Origin of the sequence: Hyphomicrobium sp. (genome assembly GCF_035548195.1) — a bacterium.
GTDB lineage: Bacteria > Pseudomonadota > Alphaproteobacteria > Rhizobiales > Hyphomicrobiaceae > Hyphomicrobium_B.
Genome location: NZ_DASZTY010000013.1, coordinates 74840 through 95656, shown reverse-complemented (window position 1 = coordinate 95656; position 20817 = coordinate 74840). Strand labels below are relative to the sequence as shown.

18 protein-coding genes are annotated in these 20817 nt (G+C 58.5%); 7 read left to right on the top strand and 11 right to left on the bottom strand.

The window, feature by feature from the left end; genetic code table 11:
- The first annotated feature begins 23 nt into the window (after positions 1-23).
- Positions 24-1364, top strand: a complete 1341-nt coding sequence (locus tag VHB22_RS03510; protein WP_325455568.1) for a cyclopropane-fatty-acyl-phospholipid synthase family protein — start codon at positions 24-26, stop codon at positions 1362-1364.
- An 8-nt stretch (positions 1365-1372) separates the two neighbouring features.
- Here the strand turns inward: VHB22_RS03510 and VHB22_RS03505 are convergent, their stop codons facing one another.
- The 5 genes from VHB22_RS03505 to VHB22_RS03485 are packed head-to-tail and all read right to left on the bottom strand — an operon-like array spanning position 1373 to position 6535.
- Positions 1373-3160, bottom strand: a complete 1788-nt coding sequence (locus VHB22_RS03505; protein ID WP_325455567.1) for a glucan ABC transporter ATP-binding protein/ permease — start codon at positions 3158-3160, stop codon at positions 1373-1375.
- 30 nt (positions 3161-3190) lie between these two features.
- Positions 3191-4045 carry a class I SAM-dependent methyltransferase gene (locus VHB22_RS03500; RefSeq protein ID WP_325455566.1) on the bottom strand — a complete coding sequence of 285 codons (855 nt, stop codon included), beginning with the start codon at positions 4043-4045 and terminating at the stop codon, positions 3191-3193.
- A complete protein-coding gene (locus tag VHB22_RS03495) occupies positions 4042-5088 on the bottom strand; it encodes a glycosyltransferase family 4 protein (RefSeq protein WP_325455565.1) in 1047 nt (348 codons plus the stop codon). The genes VHB22_RS03500 and VHB22_RS03495 overlap by 4 nt, the downstream gene beginning before the upstream one ends.
- Positions 5081-5485 carry a 6-carboxytetrahydropterin synthase gene (locus VHB22_RS03490; protein ID WP_325455564.1) on the bottom strand — a complete coding sequence of 135 codons (405 nt, stop codon included), beginning with the start codon at positions 5483-5485 and terminating at the stop codon, positions 5081-5083. Before VHB22_RS03490 ends, VHB22_RS03495 begins: the two co-directional genes overlap by 8 nt.
- Positions 5486-5500: 15 nt before the next feature.
- Positions 5501-6535, bottom strand: a complete 1035-nt coding sequence (locus VHB22_RS03485; protein ID WP_325455563.1) for a zinc-binding alcohol dehydrogenase — start codon at positions 6533-6535, stop codon at positions 5501-5503.
- Positions 6536-7009: 474 nt separating this feature from the next.
- On the opposite strand from VHB22_RS03485, the gene VHB22_RS03480 reads away from it, so the two are divergent.
- Positions 7010-8014 (top strand): hypothetical protein, encoded by a 1005-nt coding sequence (locus VHB22_RS03480; protein ID WP_325455562.1) that lies wholly within the window; start codon positions 7010-7012, stop codon positions 8012-8014.
- Between the two features lie 12 nt (positions 8015-8026).
- Here VHB22_RS03480 and VHB22_RS03475 read toward each other — a convergent pair whose 3' ends face one another.
- Positions 8027-8905: a TIGR01459 family HAD-type hydrolase gene (locus VHB22_RS03475; protein ID WP_325455561.1), complete on the bottom strand. Its 879-nt coding sequence runs from the start codon at positions 8903-8905 to the stop codon at positions 8027-8029.
- Positions 8906-9329: 424 nt separating this feature from the next.
- Here VHB22_RS03475 and VHB22_RS03470 point away from each other — a divergent pair, with 424 nt between their 5' ends.
- The 4 genes from VHB22_RS03470 to VHB22_RS03455 all read left to right on the top strand — a co-directional run bounded on the left by VHB22_RS03470 (position 9330) and on the right by VHB22_RS03455 (position 12254).
- Positions 9330-9731: a DUF7282 domain-containing protein gene (locus tag VHB22_RS03470; RefSeq protein ID WP_325455560.1), complete on the top strand. Its 402-nt coding sequence runs from the start codon at positions 9330-9332 to the stop codon at positions 9729-9731.
- 161 nt (positions 9732-9892) lie between these two features.
- Positions 9893-10276 (top strand): YciI family protein, encoded by a 384-nt coding sequence (locus VHB22_RS03465; RefSeq protein WP_325455559.1) that lies wholly within the window; start codon positions 9893-9895, stop codon positions 10274-10276.
- On the top strand, positions 10273-11544 hold the full coding sequence (locus tag VHB22_RS03460) for an RNA polymerase sigma factor (RefSeq protein WP_325455558.1): 1272 nt from the start codon (positions 10273-10275) through the stop codon (positions 11542-11544). Before VHB22_RS03465 ends, VHB22_RS03460 begins: the two co-directional genes overlap by 4 nt.
- Before the next feature lie 320 nt (positions 11545-11864).
- On the top strand, positions 11865-12254 hold the full coding sequence (locus VHB22_RS03455; RefSeq protein ID WP_325455557.1) for a hypothetical protein: 390 nt from the start codon (positions 11865-11867) through the stop codon (positions 12252-12254).
- A gap of 91 nt (positions 12255-12345) precedes the next feature.
- Here the strand turns inward: VHB22_RS03455 and VHB22_RS03450 are convergent, their stop codons facing one another.
- Positions 12346-12762 (bottom strand): dihydrofolate reductase, encoded by a 417-nt coding sequence (locus VHB22_RS03450; RefSeq protein ID WP_325455556.1) that lies wholly within the window; start codon positions 12760-12762, stop codon positions 12346-12348.
- Positions 12763-13053: 291 nt separating this feature from the next.
- On the opposite strand from VHB22_RS03450, the gene VHB22_RS03445 reads away from it, so the two are divergent.
- Positions 13054-13596 carry a c-type cytochrome, methanol metabolism-related gene (locus VHB22_RS03445; protein ID WP_325455555.1) on the top strand — a complete coding sequence of 181 codons (543 nt, stop codon included), beginning with the start codon at positions 13054-13056 and terminating at the stop codon, positions 13594-13596.
- Positions 13597-13606: 10 nt separating this feature from the next.
- On the opposite strand, the gene VHB22_RS03440 is transcribed toward VHB22_RS03445, so the two are convergent.
- The 4 genes from VHB22_RS03440 to VHB22_RS03425 all read right to left on the bottom strand — a co-directional run bounded on the left by VHB22_RS03440 (position 13607) and on the right by VHB22_RS03425 (position 20729).
- Entirely contained in the window at positions 13607-15031 is a 1425-nt protein-coding gene (locus VHB22_RS03440; RefSeq protein WP_325455554.1) for a coniferyl aldehyde dehydrogenase, read from the bottom strand.
- A gap of 437 nt (positions 15032-15468) precedes the next feature.
- The gene (locus VHB22_RS03435; RefSeq protein ID WP_325455553.1) at positions 15469-16716 is read right to left on the bottom strand and encodes a response regulator; all 1248 of its coding nucleotides are present in this window, start codon (positions 16714-16716) and stop codon (positions 15469-15471) included.
- The gene (locus VHB22_RS03430) at positions 16697-19327 is read right to left on the bottom strand and encodes an ATP-binding protein (protein WP_325455552.1); all 2631 of its coding nucleotides are present in this window, start codon (positions 19325-19327) and stop codon (positions 16697-16699) included. The genes VHB22_RS03435 and VHB22_RS03430 overlap by 20 nt, the downstream gene beginning before the upstream one ends.
- Positions 19328-19331: 4 nt before the next feature.
- Positions 19332-20729: a class I SAM-dependent methyltransferase gene (locus tag VHB22_RS03425; protein ID WP_325455551.1), complete on the bottom strand. Its 1398-nt coding sequence runs from the start codon at positions 20727-20729 to the stop codon at positions 19332-19334.
- Positions 20730-20817: the final 88 nt, after the last annotated feature.

Sequence of the window (20817 nt, the reverse complement as noted above, 5' to 3'; positions counted from 1 at the left end):
AGACGGGCGCAATAGAATGCGTTATGCACCTCGCAATAAATCGAGACGAGGGCAAGCGGATGGGCGCGGAGCAGGACAGGCAACTTGAGGCGGCACGGGGGCTTGTCCGGGATGTCGCCGAGCGTTTCGATCTCGACGCGTGGGCCCGTCTCTGGGACGGAACCCGCCTGCCGCTCGGTAAGGCGCCGACGTCGAATTTCGAAATTTCGATCAGCGATCCGGGCGTCATCGGCGCAATGCTGAGGCGGCCGACGCTCGATACGGTCATTCGGCAGTATATCGACAAGGGGATCGACTTCTCGGGCGGAACGCTAATCGATTTAGGTCGCAGCCTGCAAAAGAGCCCACAGGCGCCGAAGCTTAAAGCGAAGGATATCGCGCGCACATGTGCGAAGCTTCTGCCCTTCCTATTCGCGAAAAAGCAAAAGGCACGCGACGCCTTCGGGTTTCAAGGCGACATTGCGGGCGAGCATCGCAAGACCGCCGACAATAAAGACTACATTCAGTTTCACTACGATCTTTCCAACGATTTCTACGCGCTCTTTCTCGATCCCGAGATGGTTTATTCGTGCGCGTATTACACGGATTGGTCGAACGGCATCGAGCAGGCGCAGCGCGACAAGCTCGACATGATTTGCCGGAAGCTCAGATTGAAGCCCGGTGACCGTATGCTGGATATCGGCGCCGGATGGGGCGGCTTACTCTGCCATGCGGCGCAAGTGTACGGCGTGACGGCCCACGGCATCACGCTATCGGAAGAACAGCTCGCCTTTGCACGCGAGAAAGCAAAACGGCTTGGATTCGCCGATCGTGTGACCTTTGAGCTGGCCGATTATTCGACAATATCCGGCACCTACGACAAGATCGCTTCGATCGGCATGTACGAGCATATCGGACTCAAAAACATTCCCGCCTATATGCAGAAGGTACGTTCGCTATTGAGTGAGGATGGCTTGTTCCTCAATCACGCGATTTCGCATCGCGCACCGAAGAACGGTAAGAAATGGCTGACGCGCCCGGAGAAGAAAGCCATCGCGAAGTATATTTTCCCTGGCGGAGAACTGGACGATATCGGCCATACGATCACCGCGATGGAGCGCGCAGGTTTTGAAGTTCACGACGTCGAAGCGTGGCGGATGCATTATGCGCGGACGTGCCAGCTGTGGTGCGAGCGGCTGACTGCGCGCAAAGTTGAGGCCATCGGCTATGTCGGCGAGGAGAAGTATCGCATCTGGGTTGCGTATCTCGCAGGCGTCAGCCTCGGCTTTTCGCGCGGCTCGCTGCGGCTTTATCAGACGCTGGCCTCCAAATCTGCGAAACGCCCGCCTCCGTTGCCGCCAACGCGGGCCGATTTGTATCGGTAAGCACGCGGTCAGTTAGACTTGCCATTGGCTTCAGGCGGCGGCTTTTCTGTCGTCTTCGGCACGGTGAAGCCGCCTTCCGCGACAAGGCGAGCAAAGAGGCCGGTTCCTTCGGCAAGCTCCAAGAATTGGCCGCGCTCGACAATGCGGCCGTGATCGAGAACGAGGATCTGATCGGCGTCGGCGACTGTCGACAGCCGGTGTGCGATGACAAAGGTCGTGCGTCCGGATCGCAGCGTATCGAGAGCACGCTTGATTTTCGCCTCCGTCTCGGAGTCGAGCGCGCTCGTCGCTTCATCGAGGATGAGAATGGGCGCGTCCTTCAGAATGGCGCGGGCGATGGCGATGCGCTGTCGTTCGCCGCCGGACAACGCCAGGCCGCGCTCACCGATCATGAAGTCATATCCGCCCGGCTTGCGCATGATGAAGTCGTGCGCTTCTGCAAGCCTGCTGGCGCGTTGGACCTCGGCCTCGGTGGCGTCAGGCTTGCCGATGCGAATGTTTTCTCTGATCGTGCGGTTGAACAGTCCCGCATCCTGAAATACGACCGAAATCGCCCGCCGCAACGATAATAACGTGACGTCCGCGATGTTCTGGCCGTCGATCGTGATGCGTCCCGACGACGGCGTCTGAAACCGCTGGAGCAGCGCAATCGTTGTCGATTTGCCAGACCCCGTCGGCCCGACGATTGCGACGGTTTCTCCGGCCTTTGCGGTGAAGTTGACGCCGGTGATGCCCTGCGCACTGCCGGCATAGCGGAATGTGACGTTGTCGAATGCAACTGCGCCTGAAACGTTTTGTAGTGGCGTCGCGCCCGGTTTGTCCTGAGAGCCGCTGCCTTCGTCCATCAATTCGAACAGCGCAGTCAGGGCAGGGGCCTGCTGATGGACCTTGACCATGAATGCCGATAACTGATCGAGGCGGCTGATGAGCAGCGTCGCAAATGCAACAAAGCTTACGATCTCGCCGACAGTCAGCTCGCCGCGTCCGACAAGGATCGCGCCCGCGATAAAGATCACGACCATCGTCAACGTCGCCGCCGAACGTTGCATCACAGTCAGGATGCCCCACCACGTGACGACCGGATACTGCGCAGCCAGGAGATCGCGCGACAAGCCGCGCAGGGCGTCGGCCTCGGCTTGCAGCCGCGCATAGCTCTGTACGACGGTGACGTTTCCGATCACATCCACCACGCGGCTCGACAGTGCTGTTTCGTGCTTTTCGACTGCGGCCTGTCCGTAGGCGGTGCGGCGCATCACGAACACATTCATCAAGGTGTACGTGGCGGCCAGCGCGAGAAGAATTGCGGCCATGCGCGGGTCCATACCGATCGCGGTTGGGATCAATAGGAGGATGCCGAACAAGGCCGTCAATTGTTCGCGCATGGCGCCGAGCCATAGCCAGAACAATGCTGTCGTGCCAGAAAGGATCGTTCGGATCGTAGCGCCGGAACCGCGTGCGGCATGAGAGCTTTGCGGCAGCGCTATTGTCTTCTCGAAGATGCTCGCAAGGTGTTTCAGCTTCTGGCGGTGCGCAAGCCGGTCGGAATTGATGCTGACGACGACGCCTGCGACAACGGCAAACAATCCGAGCAGCGCCCACAGCCCGATGTAGCCGAACGCATTCTGTCCTTTGCTCAAGGCGTCGACGACACGTCCGAATAAAATCGGTTCCGCCAGCTGTACTGCCGCAATAAAGACGCCCGCCGCAGCAAGTCCGATCGCGAGATATTTTTCCGAAGCGAGCAAGCCGAGTGCGCGCCGATAGATCTGAATGAGGCTCATCGGCTTCTGAGACATGGGCGCCCGCAGTTTGATTGAAAAGGAATTCTAATCGAACGAACTCTGCTCCAAGCCCGGTACCGCGAAGGTGTCGGTATGGCCGACGAGCGTACCGGTTCGCGGAACTTTGACCCAATCAAGGATTGTCTTGTCTTCGACACCGCCGATCTCGGAGACGGCGACTGCATGGGTGCGCACGAGTTCCTCGATTAGCATGCGTTCGCCACGTTCGAGACGCCAGGAGCTATCGCCTTCGAGCACGGTATAGCCATGCAAACGAAACTGATCACCCAGGACCGATGCAGCCAGCGGACCCGCCGCATTGCCAAAGCCTTTATCGCGCATCTGATGGCGATGAAATGCGGCTGCCATCTGATTGTCGGCCGGTCGATGCGGTATCCAGCGGCGCAAGCCGTTGTAGGTGAGTGCGGCGTACAAGGGGGTGCGGCGCGCGGCAAGGATCTTCGCGAGCGAGCGGATATAGGTTTCGGAAGCAAGATCGAAGAATGCCGAGGCCGTGACGAGATGCCAGGGCTTATCGAGAAGAGCTGCTGTTTCAATGGCGAGATCCGCCACGGTGAAGGTAACGGCAATTTCGCAGCCGTCTTTTCTCATCTGCAGGGCTTCGCCTTCGGTTTCGAACGTGTCGGCCCAGCTTGCCAAGCGTTTTTTTGCTGTCGCGAGCAAGGCGGCATCGTGATCGACGAGAGTCCAAGCTTGCCGCCGTGGCAGCAAAGATGCGGTTGCGCGGAGGTTGGCGCCGGTTCCCGACGCAAGATCGAGAACGTGCACCTCATCGCGAAGAGCGAAATGCGCCGAGACAGCATTCGTGATGTCCGCAGAACGGGCGCGCGCATCGGCTTGCTCGCGGAGGTCGAGCCACTCGGAGGAAAATTCGCTCACGAGCGTAGACCCAGAATAACGGCAGCGATGCGCCGAGCCGTTTCATGCCACGTCGGCAGCGTGCGGCCCGCTTCCCACGCAGCGTCGGCAAGCCGGTCACGCAGCTTCTTGTCCGTTAATGCGCGCTCCAGTGCGGTTGTCAAAGCGAGGACATTTCCGGCTTCAACGTGCAGGGCCGCCGCGTCGCCTGCGGTTTCGGCAGCAGCGCCACCCGCCGCGATGACCATCGGCAGCCCGCGGGCCATCGCTTCCGCGAGCACCATGCCGTAACCTTCGAATAGCGAAGCGGAGACAAACAGGTCGGCACTCTCATAGTAGCGTTCGAGCGTGGCCGGAACGACCTTGCCGGCGAGAGTGACGCGATCATCCAAGCCATTTGCGCGAACGGCCTCTCGCAGGGTCGCGACGGCTTCGGCATGGCGATCGAGAGCGCCGGCGATCGTCAGGCGCCAATCGAGATGTTTGAGAGGTGCAAGCGCCTCGACGAGCAAATGGTAGCCCTTGCGCGGAAGAACGGTGCCCACGGACAATATCTGCAACGGCGCGCCCGTTCCGGTCGCCCGTTGGGCAGGATCGGTGCCAGGCTCCGCCACCGTGATCTTTTCCGTCGAGATGCCCATATTGTCCACGAGAATACGTTTGGTGACGCGGCTCGTGACGACGATGTGGTTGGCGCGGCAAAGAGCGCGCTCTTCGGTTGCCTTCAGTTCGACCTTGCGCGCGTGTGGCAATCCCGTTTCAAGGAACAGCGGATGATGTACGAGAGCGATGACGCGGCCTTGGAGAGCGTTCAGCAAATCCTCATTGAATGCGCCGAACGCCAGTCCGTCGGCAAGGAGTACGGCATCGCGCGGTTTGCTCTCGATAAGATGATGCGTTTCAGCAAGATCGGCCGGGGTCGGATTAGGAAATGCATCTGGCAGCGGCAATACCGAGACGGACACGCCGAAATCGGGGAGCGATTCGATCACGCGCCGGTCGTAGGCATAGCCTCCGGTTGCGCTCTTCAAATCTCCTGGAATGGCGAAGACAGCCTCAGCCACCGATCGCTCCCTCGTAGCTCGCGCGCGCGAGATCCGTCTCCGAAAGCGTGACGCGGATGCGCGATAGGGTTTTTCCATCCGCGCCGAGCGCACCGGTACGGGCCGCTTCGGCGATGCGATCGAAGATATACTTGCAAAGAAATTCGGTTGTCGTGAGCTGACTGCCAAATTGGGGTAAAGCATCGAGGTTTTGGTAAGCGAGCGGTTTCAGCGTCTTGCCGAGCACGTCGAGAGCGGCACCGATATCGACGACGACGTTCTGGGTGGTGAGCTGTTCGCGGAAGAATGTCACGTCCACCAGATATGTCGCGCCGTGAAGCTTTTGCGCCGGTCCGAAAAACGGATCGGGGAGGGAGTGCGCAATCATGATGCGGTCGCGGACTTCGACGGAAAACATGCGATGGGGCTCATTCTACTCGGATCGATAACAGACCACGGGCGGCAAGGCGGCGGATGACCAGATGCTGGACAATGCCTCGGGCAATTCATCGAACGGAATGGATCGAGCGACAAGGGTGTCGAGCGCCGGATCGTCGAGAAGCCCGATGGCACGTTCCAAACGATCGCGGTGTCCGATGTGGCTGCGACGACTCGGCGCGACGTGGCCGACCTGGGATGATACGATTTGGAGGCGGCGGCTATGGAAGGCGCCGCCGAGCTTAACCGTAACCGGGGTCGTACCGTACCAGCTCAATTCGACCACTCGTCCTTCGAAAGCGCAGGCATCGATGGCAGTCTGCAAACCTTCGCTCGTGGCGGTTGCGTGGAAGGCAATGTGGTAATCATCGCCGATGTCGTCCGGCCCGGAAAAATTCACATCGAGCGCCGCCGCAAGCTCCGCGCGACTGGGGTCGATATCGACGATCGTGACATCGGTTCCTGCGATCCGGCGCGCCAGATACGCAACAAGCAATCCTAGGACGCCTGCACCGACAACAAGTATGCGATCGCTCGGGCCTGTGCCGGCATCCCAATGGGCATTGAGCGCCGTTTCCATATTTGCAGCCAGAACAGCGCGCCGGGTCGGAACGGTATCGGGAAGCTCGATCAAGTCGGACTCGGACACCTGAAAATAATCTTGATGTGGATGCAAAGCGAAGACACGGCGCCCGATCCATTTTTCCCGTCCGGCCGTGACCACACCGGCCGCTGAATAACCGTATTTGACCGGAAAAGAAAACGTCCCGGACTGGTGCGGCGCGCGCATTCTCTGCCATTCCTCTTTCGGCACCTGGCCGAGCGCTACGAGACGCTCGGTGCCGCGGCTGATGGCGGAGTATTCGGTCGCGACGCGCGCTTCGCCGGGTGCGAGCGGAGGCAAGCGCTCGGTTCGGAATTCGGCGTGTCCTGGCCGGGCGTGCCAAAGCCCCCGGGCGACGACAATCTGGCCCTGGCTTCGCCGCGTCTGTCGAGGGTTATGATCGAGTGTGCTGCGCTGGTCGTTCATTGCGAGAAACTCAATCCGACGTGCCGGCTGATTGCGAATGTGAAGTCTTGCCAGAGGCGGTCTGCGGCTCCGCGGCAGGCTCAAGCCTTTACGACACCGGCGGGCGTCGAGGCAATCGCCGCGAGCGCCTGTCTTTGCGATACCGTCCTGGGTCGTGCGCTGCGACGTGGGCATCCACTAGGCCTGACGTCAACGGCTCGGAAAACGCCGTGCTTAACGGCTTGGGCTATTCGCGCACGGAACCTTTGTTCAAATTTACGCCGATCATGCGTGATATTGCCGTCGCCAGCTTCAAGAGGTTGTCGTTATTGGGCGACTACCTCTACAACATCGAACTCGGCGAGGATCCGACATTGAGGCTCGGCCAGCGGGCCTCTGCACCCTCTCTTCAGCCTGCCGTCTGCCGCGAATTCGGGTTACGACCACGCCGCTCTTGTGTCGCAAAACGGAAATCATCACTACCGGAGTTCTTCAATGCCGCACTGCTTTCGTGCTCTCGCTCTCGCGCTTCTTCTTTCGGCGTCCTTCGCCGTAGAGACGAACGCCGCATCGCTCGACGGGCTTGCCGTAGATGTGAAGAACGAGAGCGAACCGGTGCTTTGCGCCGAAAAGGACAATGTGGCGGTTTCGTTCGCCAACAAAGATGTCCGCTCCTTTCGTATAGAAGCCGCGCACCCGGTCTATCTCTCGTCGGCGATGCGGAACAATCTCGAAGCCGACTGGACCGCTTGCGACATGTCGGGCGACCCGAACTACAAACCGCCCGGCGAACCGAAAAAAGTGACGCTTTATGAGGATCCCTCCGTCTGGGTCATTGGCTACACATTTCCGACGTTCTGGCGTCCAGCAACGGCTAAGGTCCGCATCGGTAATCGCGTCGATAGCGGCATTCACATGCTGCAATTCTGGATACATGGATCGGACGATGCGGAGGAAGTCCTCGTGCTTTATCCGCAAGACGGCTATTGGCGCCCACGGCCGATGACGCCGGACAATATGCGCATCACCGCGTACGGATCGTCGTTTCTCATCGGGCCTGTGGAATACGCTGAGCGGCCATACGTCAGTATCGACGAAGTCAGCATCGATCCCAAGACGCGGACGTTTACGCTCAAGTTCGTGAAAGGCGGCACCGCGACGCTCAGGATCGCAAACGTCGATACGAACCGGATCGCGCTCGATGTTTCGTTCGATGAGGGCATCTCGGGCGCGCCGTTCGCGATGCTTCGTTCGATGTACGTCACGGAATTCAACAACGATGCGGCGCGCATCGCGGTGCGGGAGCAGGGTGCCAAGGGCTGGCGCGAGGACAACATCATGAAGTTTGACCACGCGCGCGCGACCGATATCTGGATCGGCCGGCTAACACCGTCGCATCACAATACGACGTCGCCGGATATCGTATTCAACAGCTTTTCGGATGGGCCAATCCCGAAGCGTCCGAAACGCGAGGCGCCGCCGCCCGCAGCGACGCCCTGAGCGGTTTCGTAGCTACCACATGAGTTCGGCCATGGCGCCGAGGGCCGGCGGCGATCCAGCGACGAAAAGCTCTTCAAGCCGTTTCGGCGAAAGGCTGATGTCGTCCATCGTCTCGTGACGGTGAATCCCCGATGCGATGAACAAGGCATCGCAGCCGAAATTCTCCGCGCCTTTCATATCGGTGCGGAGAGAATCGCCGATCACGAGGATTCTCTCGCGCGGCACGTTGCGGTCGCGCAGGGCCTCGGCCTTGTGATGGGCTGTTTCGTAGGCGTTGAGATGGGGCTTGCCGGCCCAGAAAACCGCACCGCCCATATGGGCGTAGACGTCGGCGATCGCCCCCGCGCAGTAGAGCAGCGTTCCGCCGACATCGACGACGAAATCCGGATTGGCGCAAACGAATGGGAGTTTATGCGCCAGCGCGTCAGAAAGCAGACCGCGATAGTCGTCTGGCGTTTCACGCCTATCGTCATTGAGCCCGGTGCAAACGATGGCTTCGGCCTCCGCCACGGCGACCGATCGCGCTTTGAGCGTGCCGAAGAACGCCTGGTCACGATCCTGCGGGCCGATACAGTGGAGGCGAGAGAAGCCGCGTTCCTGTATGTGCGCGAGCGCAATGTCGCCGGACGAAACGATATCATCCCATGCCGAAGGCGGGACTTTGCGGCTCTCCAGCATGTCCGCAACGCGCCGCTTCGGAACCGGCGCGTTTGAAACCAGGATGACGGTGCCGCCACCGGCCCGGAAGCGTTCGAGCGCATCACAAGCTGTCTGGAAGGCCGTAATGCCGTTGTGAACGACGCCCCACACGTCGCAGAAAATTACCTCGTAATTCGAGAAAAGCGGCGCGGCGTGGTCGATGACTGGAGGCGGCAGGTACGATTTCGACATAGATGGTTAGAGGTCTTTCGTCATGTCGGGGAGGGATCGACGTCATTAACCTGATGATGCTGTCGCGCGCAATGACTGTTCGACGCTGGCGGACGTGCCACTTAACGCTCGCAGATTTGCTAATCAAGCGCGATCGATCGGATTTGCCGATGCGCATCATCGTCGAGTAGCCCGCGTCCGCTATCACTTCGCTGTGATTATTTCCGTCCATGATCGGAAACGGCGCCAAGCGCGATGTTTGAAATCTTACGTTTTGGTGAGTGAAGACTCCCCGATCTTGTCGTTTTCACTGAGGCAGCCACATTAGAAAAGGGAGTTGGGAAGCGATCGATGAAGCGTCTTTGAGCCAAGCCGCTTCCTGGTTCGCGGGATGTCAGGCAGCTGGAGTCCAGCTGCGCAAACCGCAAAGTCGAGGACCATCACCATGAGAAACATAGTCGCGTCTCCCCTCGAACGTCCCGTCGCCGTCTTAAGCGGGATTCTTCTCGCCACGCTCCTTGCAAGCGGCGCCGCCTTGGCGGCCGCAAGCACCCCAGCGTCGATCATCGCAAGAAATCAGAAACTTAAAAACGATGCCGTCTCGATCACGTACGCGTATTTACCTAAGGACGGTTCTCTTGGCATCTACTCTGTCAACGCATCGGGGAAGATGTCGAGTTCGCCGCTCGGCAAAGTTTCACTGAAGGCTGGCGATCACCGCGACGTAAGCGTGTCGCTGAAGCCCGCTCCTAAACAGGGCGAGCGGCTCGAAGCGGTCGTCGAGCATTCCGGTCAACCGGTCCGGAATTCGGGAGACCTGCCAGAACGGACGTTCAAAATCCTATAAAGGGATCTGCCAAAAAGCCCGGCGCGGGGAGCGCCGGGCTTGATTTCGGGCGATAAATTTTACGAATTCGCATTATATTTCTGCCGACCCATGTCGGTCTTCAGCTTGCTCGATCGTCCTAAGCCGGTCATTTGTGGCCGAATAGCAAGCTAGGAGCCGACATGCAGTACGCCATACTTTGTTACCATTCCGAAGACGTCGTCTGCTCTTGGAGTAAAGAGGAAGACGACGCGGTGATGGCCAAGCTGATGACCGTGCAGGAGCCTTACGCGAAGGCAGGAAAGCTGGGGCCCGTGGCGCGCTTGATGCCGACAACGGCCGCAACGACGCTTCGGAAGGACAGCGATCCACCTTTGGTGGTCGACGGACCATTCGCTGAAACGAAAGAGCAATTGCTCGGATTTTATGTCGTCGATTTCGCGTCGCTTGACGAGGCGCTCGCGTTCACGCGCGAACTTGCCCGCGTCAATCCGGGCGGTGCGTATGAGATACGCCCCGTTGCTTTTTTCCAAGATGGGACGGCCGCAAAGGCCGGCGTCGCGTGATTGATGCGCCCGCGATCGAAAAGATTCTGACGGCAGCGCGACCGCAGGCTGTCGCGGCGCTGCTCAGGAATTTTCGCAACCTCGATACCGCGGAAGAAGCATTTCAGGAAGCATGTGTCCGCGCCCTCAAGGCGTGGCCGGCGAACGGACCGCCGCGCGATCCGGCGTCGTGGCTGATCTTTGTGGGGCGCAACGTCGCTGTCGATGCTTTGCGCCGCAAGCGGAAAGAGGATGTCCTGCCAAGCGAGGACGTCATCTCCGATACCGATGACGCGGAAGGACAAATGGCCGAGCAACTCGATGCTTCGCATTATCGCGACGACATCCTCCGCTTGCTGTTCGTCTGCTGCGATCCGATTTTGCCGTCGAACCAGCAGATTGCGTTGGCGCTGCGCATCGTCTCGGGACTGACGGTCAAGGAGATCGCACGGGCTTTTCTCGTCAGTGAGGCGGCGATGGAGCAACGTATCACGCGTGCAAAACGAAAAGTCGGGCATTCGCAAATCCCGTTTGAAACGCCGGGTGCGATCGCACGCGCCGAACGGCTCGCAGCCGTTGCAACGGTCATTTACCTGATCTTCAATGAAGGGTACTCGGCAAGCGCTGGAAACGCGCATGCACGAGCGCAGCTCTGCGATGAAGCGATCCGCTTGGCCCGGCTGCTCTTGCGTCTCTTTCCGGCCGAACCGGAAATGATGGGGCTGACGGCACTTTTCTTGCTGCAACATGCCCGGCAAAAGGCCCGGCTGGATGCAGACGGTGCCATCGTCGTTCTCGAAGATCAGGACCGCACGCTATGGGACGCGAGATTGATAGCCGAAGGATTGGCGTTGATAGACAAAGCGGTGCGTCACGGCAGACCGGGTCCTTACCAGCTGCAAGCGGCGATTGCCGCCCTTCACGCGCAGGCTCCCCGCGCCCAGGATACGGATTGGGCGCAAATCGATCTTCTCTATGGAACTTTGGAATTGATGCAGCCATCGCCCATCGTGACGCTTAATCGGGCTGTCGCTGTCGCGAAGGTACGAGGGCCGGCGCAGGCACTTCGAATGATCGAGCCTCTGGAACAGCAATTATCGGGGTACTTTTATTTTCATGGTGTGAAGGGGGCATTCCTCATGCAGGTGGGACGAGCCGAGGATGCGCGAATTGCGTTCGATCACGCCATTGCACGCGCCAATACCCCAGCCGAGGCGGCGCACATTCGCACGCAGATCGACCGGCTTATCAAGGAGAGTGCGAAAGGCAGCGTTCCAACGATCCAGTAGAGGGTCCGCCGCAAGCTGAAGTCGGAGAGCTGCCAGATTATCCAGCACCTGAGCAGTTCCGATGAAGATCCACCATGGCTGCATCGCGGAATGGAACCGCCCCCTATCGCGGAAAAGCTTGTGTCGCTCGGAGCTTGAGCTTTAAGCGCGATGTGAGCCTAATCGCGTTCGGCGATCCATCTTCTCTACGCTGAGCACTATCGCCGATTTTTCGTGGGGTAGCCGAACTTCGCCATTGCGCATGCCGGCTGCGATAGCGATCATTTTTTCGCCACTAGAATCACAAGTTTAAGTCTCGGTCTCTAGGAGCGAAGATATACATGACACGAATACATCAGAACGTCGACGAAATGCTGGTTCGCCTGACGGAAGAGTCCCAAGGCGAAACGGAGCTGATCCGTGCGCTCGGCGATGCGATCCGTCGTGTCGACGAGCAGCTTCTGCGCGAAGTGCGCAATGTGACGATCCAGCATGAGATGCGACGGGAAGCGATCGTCGGAGAACTGCAGACGCTCGCCACAAGATTGCTCGCGCTTCCGGCGCGGAATGCGGCACGCGCGACCGTCGCTGCAATTGATCAGCAGACGCAGAACTATGAGCAGGCTGAAATCGAAGCTGCGCCGAACAACACGCGCGGCGCCGATTGGCGGCAGGCGACGCAAAACATCAACGACGACTTTGAATTCACATTCACCGAGCCGCGTCACTGACGACGATCGGCGCGGGCGTCCGATTTTCTTGGAGGGGCGGCGTATTGCGCCGCCTTTAATTTTTTAAAAGCAACTGGCAGCGGGTGCGCAGCTAGCGCCGCTGATGTTTGCCGCAGGTCAACCAAGAGGGATTGAACCAGCGATCAGCAGGCCCATCGTAGGGCAGGCGCGTGACATCCCAGTGGCTTACGAAGCGCGCATAGACGTCCCAAACGGGCGGGCCGCCACCGATGAAAACCACGCGCCCGGCATAATGCTTCAGCGTCTGCTCCGGGTCCATGTCGGAACGTAGAACGGCAATCGTCCTATCGGCGAATGCGAACTTCGGGACGCTTGCGATCGTCCTCGGCCCTGCGAGCAGGACATGTCCTCTGGTGATATCGAAGAAGCGAGCGACGTCGGCGACATACTCTGGGTCTGTGTTTCCTTCCCAAGGAAGCACACCGTTAAGGCCAAGCTGCCCGGATTGGCCAATTGCACATATCACCCTGACGACTGTCTGTTGCACGCGTATTCGTTCCCTCTGCTCACGTTGTCGCGCTCTCTGGATCGAGCACGATTGAAACGATTGTTTTTGCTTACATTACAGGAAAGTAAATAGCCAATATCGGAACAAAGATGCCTACTCTGCGTCAGGCATATGTCATCGCCGATCCAGCTCCGGTGTCGGCTTCTCTAACGATCAATGTGCCCTCAGAGCCGCAGGCCGGTCCTTCATGGCTGTCATCATTCCATCCCTCGCAGTTCATAACGTCGGCGTTCGGCGCGCGGCAAGGCTGCTTACGTCAAGGAGATATCGATGAACTCTTTTAACCTTGGTTGGGGCTCCGCATGCCGTGCATTGCTGATTGGCGCGTCCCTTTTGGGTGCAGCTGATGTAGCCAGTGCCGCGACGCCGCCCGCGTCCTCCAAGGCCGTGAAGGAAGAGGGTGGTAAGTATTTCGATGCGAAAGGCGACCCGACCTACAAGATCGCGCCGGACGGGACTGTCGATTGGTATACGTTTTCGGGATTCCGCCGTTTCAATGGGACGTGCGATGTTTGCCATGGGCCTGATGGAGCTGGATCGAGCTTCGGTCCCGATCTTACGCAGGCTTTGAAATCGCTCGATTACTCCCAGTTCGCGGCAATCGTCTCGGGAGGCAAACAGGACGTAAACACAGCTCAGACGCTGGTGATGCCCGCATTCGGCACCAACAAGAACGTCATGTGCTATCTCGACGACATCTACGTTTATCTACGGGCGCGCTCTGATGGCGCACTGGGCCGCGGCCGCCCGGCGAAGCACCAAGCGAAGTCGAAAGAAGCGACCGATTACGAAAATAGCTGCATGGGGCCGTGATGCTCGGCCCTCACCAGAACAGATAGCGGATCGAAATATCGGTGATGCGATTGAACGGCGGACGCAGCAGACCCCCTAGGTTCCAGCGAGCCTGTTCGAAGATGCCTTTCGCATGGCTGAACGACTTGAAGCCCTCGATACCGTGGTAGGCGCCCATGCCGCTCGCACCGACGCCGCCGAACGGAAGGTCGGCTTGCACGTAATGCATCAAGGTATCGTTGATCGTAACGTTGCCCGATGTCGTTCGCTCCAGAACTTTGCGGCGGGCTTCTCCAGCACTGCCGAAATAGTAGAGAGCCAAAGGCCGCCCGCGATCGTTAACGACGGCGATTGCGTCGTCGATATCGGTGTATGTGACAATGGGCAGGATGGGACCGAAGATTTCTTCCTGCATCACGGCCATGTCGTCCGAAACGTCGGTCAGCGCAATGGGAGCAAGTTTTTGAGCACCTATACGTGCTAATCCGCCGGGAAACATCTCAACGGCGTGCGCGCCTTTCTTTTTCGCATCCTCGACAAGGTCCCGCAGACGGGTCATATGCCGCGCGTTTATGATGGAAGTGTAGTTTTCGTTGCGCGCGCCGTCTGGGTATAATTTGGCGACGGCATCCTTGTAGCCCGAGAGGAAAGCATCTGCCTGGTCGCGTTGCACGAGAACGTAGTCAGGCGCGATACATGTCTGTCCGGCATTCGCGAGCTTGCCGTAGGCGATACTCATACTCGCCGCATCGAGATCGGCACCCGGACCGATAATGCCCGGAGACTTGCCGCCGAGTTCGAGAGTGACCGGCACCAGGTTATCGGCTGCCTTTTTCATGATGGACCGGCCGACGCTCGTACTGCCCGTGAACGCGAGGTGATCGAAGGGGAGGCTGGCGAACATTGCACCGATCTCAGCGCCGCCCGTGACAACGGAGACCTTCTCTTCCGAATACAAATCTGCAAGCAGCCGTTTCAGGAAAGCGGTCGTCGCGGGAGCCAATTCCGAAGGCTTGAGCATGACACGATTGCCGGCAGCGAGCGCGGTCGCAAGCGGCATCAGCGCGAGTGACAGCGGATAATTCCAAGGCGAGATGATGCCGACCACTCCGAGCGGTTGATGGACGACGTAAGAACGTGCCGGCACAAAATGGATTGCGATGCGGCGGCGCTCTGGGCGCATCCATTTTTTCAAATTGCGCCGCAGATAATTGATCGTCTGAACGACGGGTGCCAATTCCATGATGCGTGTTTCGTAGGCGGACCGATGACCGAAGTCGGCGTTTATCGCTTCCTCGATTGCTCGTTTCTGCGCAAGCACGGCCCGTTTGAGCTTGGTAAGGTCAGCCGTACGTTCTGCGAGGCCCGGCGCGCCCTCGCGCAGGAATGCGGCGCGCTGTCTCTCCAGAATTCCGCTGAGCAGGAATTCATCCTTGAGCAGAACGTGAGCTGTCATTGAATCCCTTCTCCCCTGCACAATAGCAACTGCCGCCGCGCCTTACCTGCAAAGCTCGGGCTGCCGGCGCGGGTTCCCTCGTTGTTGACGAATGCTTCCCCAAGTCACGGTGCGCCTTATGCGCATGGTCCGCAACACAACAGCCCCTTGCTGACAGGGGATTCGGGAAACTTCACGGCGCACTCAGGTTGCGACTTGCCCGGCTACGCCAGGAGCAGCCTCGTCAACCGATCAGGCGGGCTGAATCCGTGGACTCAACCCTCCCAGTCGGACGTAATACTCAGATTCGGTATCTACAAGTGGAGCCAGAGGTCGACGGACCTTATGGCACGCGTTCAGTTGTGAGCGCGGCGCTCAGTCCAACGGCGTTTGCCTGGTTCAAAATTCCCTGCGGCAGAGCGCGGGATTGGTCACAGAGAAGATGGACGCGGGAGCGCTCAAGCGGCAATATCAAGCGTGCCCAGGACCCACTTTTCGTAGTCCTGGCTTAAATCCTGAACCCATTCTCTTGGAAACGCCGGAATGGCGTCTTCTGTCGAGCGCACGGTCTGCTGCATTGGCAAGCTGACCTGAATCTGCTTGTAGCCGTTTTCCATTGGCGGGGAAGTGACTTCTCCCCCCATATGACCGATTGCCAGAAGGGCTTTCAAAAAATCACTCGCGCTTTTGGACGTTGCCTGCATGGCAGGTGCAAATAACACGGAATCCTGGACTGCTTTCGACGGCTCGCAATTCCGCGTTTCGAAACGGATACGCGCTTCCCCATTCGGTCCTTGGGCGAGATCGACTTGAAGTGTGCTGCCGGGCGCTGCCCACCGCCGCATCGGTTCCATAACCATCTGCATTATGGACTGAATCGCGTCGGGGCTCGCCATCACAGCAATTTTTGACTGATCGCTGGTGACGCGCGTATCTTGGCCGCCATATTCGTCGTTGATCACGCGGGCGCAAGCATTCGCAATTGCGACGAGGTCTGCCTCGGTGCCGGTATCGTTGCTGGCGACGAGGACCCGTTCCATAAGATCTTCGGCAAGGTTGATGGCGCGCTGAGTTTCCTCAACCGGAATGCGCCAGTGGTCCTGGGCGCGGAATTGCGACCACTGCTTCTGAATGGCCGGACGCCATGCCGTTTCCGCGAGTGTATCCTTCAGATAATTATACATCGTCCGCGGAGCGTTGTTGTAGGGCAGCGTTCCCGCCATGATCGCGAGGCCATTCATGCGGTCGCGGAGGAGATTGCGATGCAATGCGCTGAGCTTGTCGCGCAATAGCATGTCATATTCGCTCTTGAGCAGATAGAACGTGATCGCCTGATCGATCTCGGCCTCAAGGACGCGCAAATCCCACGGTTTCGAAATGTAGCGGAGGATTTCGCCTTTATTCACGGCCTCTATCGCGCTGTCGAGATCGGCGTAAGCCGTCGTCAGCATGCGGATGATATCGGGGCGCTCATTGCGAATCCTGTTGAGCAGGCTGACGCCGCTTCGGCCCGGCATGCGCTGATCGGTGATGACGAGACCGATGTTATGATTGCCGGAGAGCACCAAAGCCTCCGCTTCGTCCGCGCTCGTCGCGGTCAGGACGTCGTATTTGGTGCCGAATGCTTTTTTGAAATATTTGACGGCTTGCGGCTCGTCGTCGACGATCAAGATCTCGACTGGCTGATCAGGACGAAACGAGTCCATGAGGGAACTGGTCTTCTTTCTCTGACGCAAGCGGCAGATTGAAACGGAACTCAGTCCACTCTCCAAGGGAACTCTTAACACTCAGTGAACCACCGTGATTGGCAATAATGCGGTGGCTGACCGCCAGCCCAAGGCCCATTCCTTCGCCGACTTCCTTTGTCGAGAAGAAAGGATCGAATATCTGTGACTGGATTGCGGGATCGATCCCCGTTCCATTGTCCCGAACTGAGACAAAAAGCTGGTCGCCTTCGACCCACGAGCTCAACCTGATCTCCGGCTGGCGCTGTTCTTCGATAGTTCTGACGGCTGCCACGGCGTTGGCGATGAGGTTGACGAGCACCTGCGTGATCGTCGATTGCGATCCGAACACCGTTCCGGCGACAGCAATATCGCGCTTTATACTTATCCCTTTCTGAACGTGTGCCGTAAAACGAAGCGCGTGATCGATAGCTGCGTCGATGGGGAAGGGACGCGGATGTTCTGGTTTTTGGGGCGCGGTAAACCCGCGCAGATCCGTGACGACCCGATGAATGCGGTCGTAACCTGCCTGAATATCTTTCATTGTGTCGGCGGTGTCTGGATCGCCTTGGATCGTCGGATCACGAGCGGCAAGCTGCAGCGCCGTACCCATGAAGTTCAGCGGATTGCCGATTTCGTGCAGTAACCCAGCAGCCATCGTACCGAGCGCGCTCAATCTCGCGTTCTGCACGAGGGCAGCCTCGGTTTCGCGAAGCTGCTGCAGGCTGTGCTTCAACTCGACGTTGGTAAGCTGAAGATCGCGTTCGAGTTGAGCGGCGCGGATGAGATTGGCGATGCGCGAACGAACCTCAAGACCGCTGAAGGGCTTGATAAGAAAATCGTCGGCGCCGTTCTTGAGCGCTACGATCTTCGCTTCTTCATCCGCTCGCGCGGTCAGAACGATGATCTTGATCGGGCGCGTTTCGGAACGCTCCTTCAACGTGCGGCAGACCTCAAGCCCGCTGACACCGGGGAGCATAACGTCGAGCAGAATGAGATCGGGAAGGGCCGACCTTGCCTTTTCGAGTGCGGCAATGCCGTCTCCGGCCTCGATGACGCGATAACTTTCCCTGAGCATCGTCACGAGGTAGCGCCGCATGTCCGGCTCGTCGTCGACAACCAGCAACAGGGGCAGCCCGCGCGTATCTTTGCCGGATAAAGTTTCGGAAACGGGCCGTGGAGGCGCGTCGAATTCAGCGATCGCGCGCGCCGAGGCCTTGCGATCGAACGTGCGCAAGGGATCGTTCGCCAAGCGATCGGGTGTCGGCTCGGAATTGCCCATGCTTTGCTGAGTATCGCGTTGAGCGTGAGGAAAACGTAAAACGAATGTCGTACCGCGGCCGGAATCACTGGAAGCGGTTACGTCACCTCCGTGGCGCGTGATCAATTCCTGAACCAAAGCGAGGCCGAGACCCAAGCCTTGGTGCCGCCGCGTGGCCGAGCCATCGACCTGATAGAAGCGGTCGAAAATATGGGGCAACTGCTCTGGCGGAATACCGATACCCGTATCGGAAATTCGCACCACAACCATTTCATCTTCCAATGCCGCCGAGACATCGATGCGGCCTTCGGGCGGCGTGAACTTTATGGCGTTTGCGATCACGTTGCCGACGATTTTTTCGAGGGCGTCCGGGTCGGCGTCGATATGCAGATCGCCACGCGGTTCTTCGAGGTCGAGGATGACCTCCTTCATCGCCGCGAGATGCTTCATGGAGGCCGTCGTATGGCTCAGGAAGTGCGCCATATCTATCGACTTTTTGGCGAGCGTGGCTCGTCCTTCTTCAAGACGTATCAAGCTCAGAATATCGTTGACGAGCCGGAGAAGCCTCAGAGCGTTATTTTCGATGACGTCGAGCAGCTCTTGCGCCGGCCCCGCCAAAGCCGCGACTTCCGATTTGAGTTTTTCGACGGGAGCGAGAATGAGCGTCAGCGGCGTTCTTAGCTCGTGGCTGACGTTGGCGAAGAATTGCGACTTTAACCGGTCGAGCGCCGAAAGCTCTTGGTGCTGTGCCGCCAGTTTGAATTTCAGCCGGAATTCGTTGAAGCGGCGCCGGTAATTGAAGTGGACCGCCGTCACCGAGATGATGCACGTCAGAACGAGGAAGTAGAGGTTATTCAGCAGCGTGTTGCGTGCGAGATCCGCGTTCGGGACAAGCGAGCAGCCGATGATGTAGATGACCAGTGTCGAGATGCAAAGAAGCGTGGCTTCGAATGGCTGCATCGGCGCCAGTACGCCCACAGCGAAAAGAATCAGGAATAGGCCGTTGTAATAGGTCGACATCGCGCCATCGGTGATGGCGACCATCGAGGCGATTGAGGTCACGGCTATCAGCAGTCCGGCCATTGTGAGATAGCGGACGTAGACGGCGGTCTTGTCCCAGAAATGCAAGGCATAGATGACGGCAATCAAGCCGGCCGCAACGAACCTTATTCCGGTTAGCGAGATAAGCTGACCAGGGTAAGTAATGTAATCGAGCGTCACGCCGGCCGGAATTAGGACGATGCCGAGGATACAGGCAACCTTCGACTGCCTTAACCGAAGCTCGTGTTCATCCGCTTCAAAGGCTTGATGAAGGTCTAACTTGTCGTCCATTGCACTAGGTAGTCGGCTTAACGATCTCAAGGAAGACGTTAATACCGGTCTCATCCGTATATATTTTTGCCGATTCTTGATCGGGCGCGAGGCGCAGCATATCTGACTCGTCGCGCATCACTAAATGCCATTCCATCACATGCTCCATCAATCCTTTCACGGGATTGGAAGAATGGACGTTTGTGACGATCACGCGCCCGCCGGGTTCGCACCACTGGTAGAAAAGCTTGACGAGCTTGGCACAAACACGGTCCGAGAGATAATCGAACAGGCCCGCACAATAGACGATATCGTAGCTTTGTGCATTTGCCGGCATTTCGATAGCTTGGCGCAACAGCTCCTGTACCGTTTTGAGAATGTAAGTAACTTTAGGCGCCTCGGTACGGCCAGCCGTTATCGTCTCGATTTGGCGTTTTGCGTAATCGAGCGTCTCGGCATTGAAATCCAGCAAATCGAACGAAAAACGATGCGCTGCTTTGTTTTTTCCAATGAAGAGCTGCAGCTCCTGCACCGGTCCGCAGCCGACATTCAGAACGCGAGGACACTTATTGCTCAGGCTCGCTTCCTCGGCCGCCTGCTCGAGCATTTTTTCGAGGATGAAAATCCGGTTGCGGTGGGCCTGCGGCGGGCCGCCGTTCAGAAGCCAGTCGTTGACGATCTGCCCGTAGGTCGTCTTTCCGCCCCGCTCCTTGCGGAACATCATGTTGACCATTTCGTAGTCCCCGGCGTAGCCGAGCGGCTTGGAGTAGACTCGATTGAAGAAGGGCGACGCCATCATCAGCGGTAATAAGTCCCGCTGAGCCAACTGCTTATGGTTTTCGACCTCGTCACCGTCCAGCTGTCGGCAGGCCTCCTCCAATTCCATGAAAAGGTTGGTGAGGCGCGGCATGACGGGGACTTTGATTTCTTCAAACCGGTCGGCGTCGAGCAGCATCGGGGATGCGCCGGGCTCGCCCTCGACGGCCAGATCCACCTGATTGAGCCAGAAGCTTAAATCGGTCAGGAACGACCTTAGATCACCGACTTTGAGCTGATAATTAGGATCGAGCCGGTTTAAGCGTTCCCACTCGGTGACGAAATGCTCGACCTCCGACCGAAGCCCTGCGGGCTCGGAGAGGATCGTATCGACGGCCGACCACTTGTTGACGAGAGTCGCGGAAACCACGACCAGGATGCTCGTATTCACCACCCCAGTGACAACGGCGTCGCCCTCGTAAAGAATATTTTTGCCGCGCCGGACCCTCAGGTCGCTCAGCACCTCGCTCGTCTGGATCGGAGAAAAGGGGTTGTAGATTTCGAAGACGACGCTTTGTCGTGAGAGCTTGCTGAGCGTGCCTCGGACAATAGTCCCCTGGCTGCTTCTGAAGGAGACCGTGCGGTCAATATCTCGCTCGATACGCAAGGACCTGCTCCCATAACTGATGATGTGGCCTGTTGCATCAACCTTACCACATGCGTTCAGTTTTGGTGCGTCGGATTAAGATCCCGTT

What these genes read in the sequence shown, in the direction of transcription:
- VHB22_RS03510 (WP_325455568.1), top strand. Translation starts at nt 24, where the DNA reads ATGCACCTCGCAATAAATCGAGACGAGGGCAAGCGGATGGGCGCGGAG.
- VHB22_RS03505 (WP_325455567.1), bottom strand. Translation starts at nt 3,160, where the DNA reads ATGTCTCAGAAGCCGATGAGCCTCATTCAGATCTATCGGCGCGCACTC.
- VHB22_RS03490 (WP_325455564.1), bottom strand. Translation starts at nt 5,485, where the DNA reads ATGTTTTCCGTCGAAGTCCGCGACCGCATCATGATTGCGCACTCCCTC.
- VHB22_RS03485 (WP_325455563.1), bottom strand. Translation starts at nt 6,535, where the DNA reads ATGAACGACCAGCGCAGCACACTCGATCATAACCCTCGACAGACGCGG.
- VHB22_RS03480 (WP_325455562.1), top strand. Translation starts at nt 7,010, where the DNA reads ATGCCGCACTGCTTTCGTGCTCTCGCTCTCGCGCTTCTTCTTTCGGCG.
- VHB22_RS03475 (WP_325455561.1), bottom strand. Translation starts at nt 8,905, where the DNA reads ATGTCGAAATCGTACCTGCCGCCTCCAGTCATCGACCACGCCGCGCCG.
- VHB22_RS03470 (WP_325455560.1), top strand. Translation starts at nt 9,330, where the DNA reads ATGAGAAACATAGTCGCGTCTCCCCTCGAACGTCCCGTCGCCGTCTTA.
- VHB22_RS03465 (WP_325455559.1), top strand. Translation starts at nt 9,893, where the DNA reads ATGCAGTACGCCATACTTTGTTACCATTCCGAAGACGTCGTCTGCTCT.
- VHB22_RS03455 (WP_325455557.1), top strand. Translation starts at nt 11,865, where the DNA reads ATGACACGAATACATCAGAACGTCGACGAAATGCTGGTTCGCCTGACG.
- VHB22_RS03445 (WP_325455555.1), top strand. Translation starts at nt 13,054, where the DNA reads ATGAACTCTTTTAACCTTGGTTGGGGCTCCGCATGCCGTGCATTGCTG.
- VHB22_RS03440 (WP_325455554.1), bottom strand. Translation starts at nt 15,031, where the DNA reads ATGACAGCTCACGTTCTGCTCAAGGATGAATTCCTGCTCAGCGGAATT.
- VHB22_RS03435 (WP_325455553.1), bottom strand. Translation starts at nt 16,716, where the DNA reads ATGGACTCGTTTCGTCCTGATCAGCCAGTCGAGATCTTGATCGTCGAC.
- VHB22_RS03430 (WP_325455552.1), bottom strand. Translation starts at nt 19,327, where the DNA reads ATGGACGACAAGTTAGACCTTCATCAAGCCTTTGAAGCGGATGAACAC.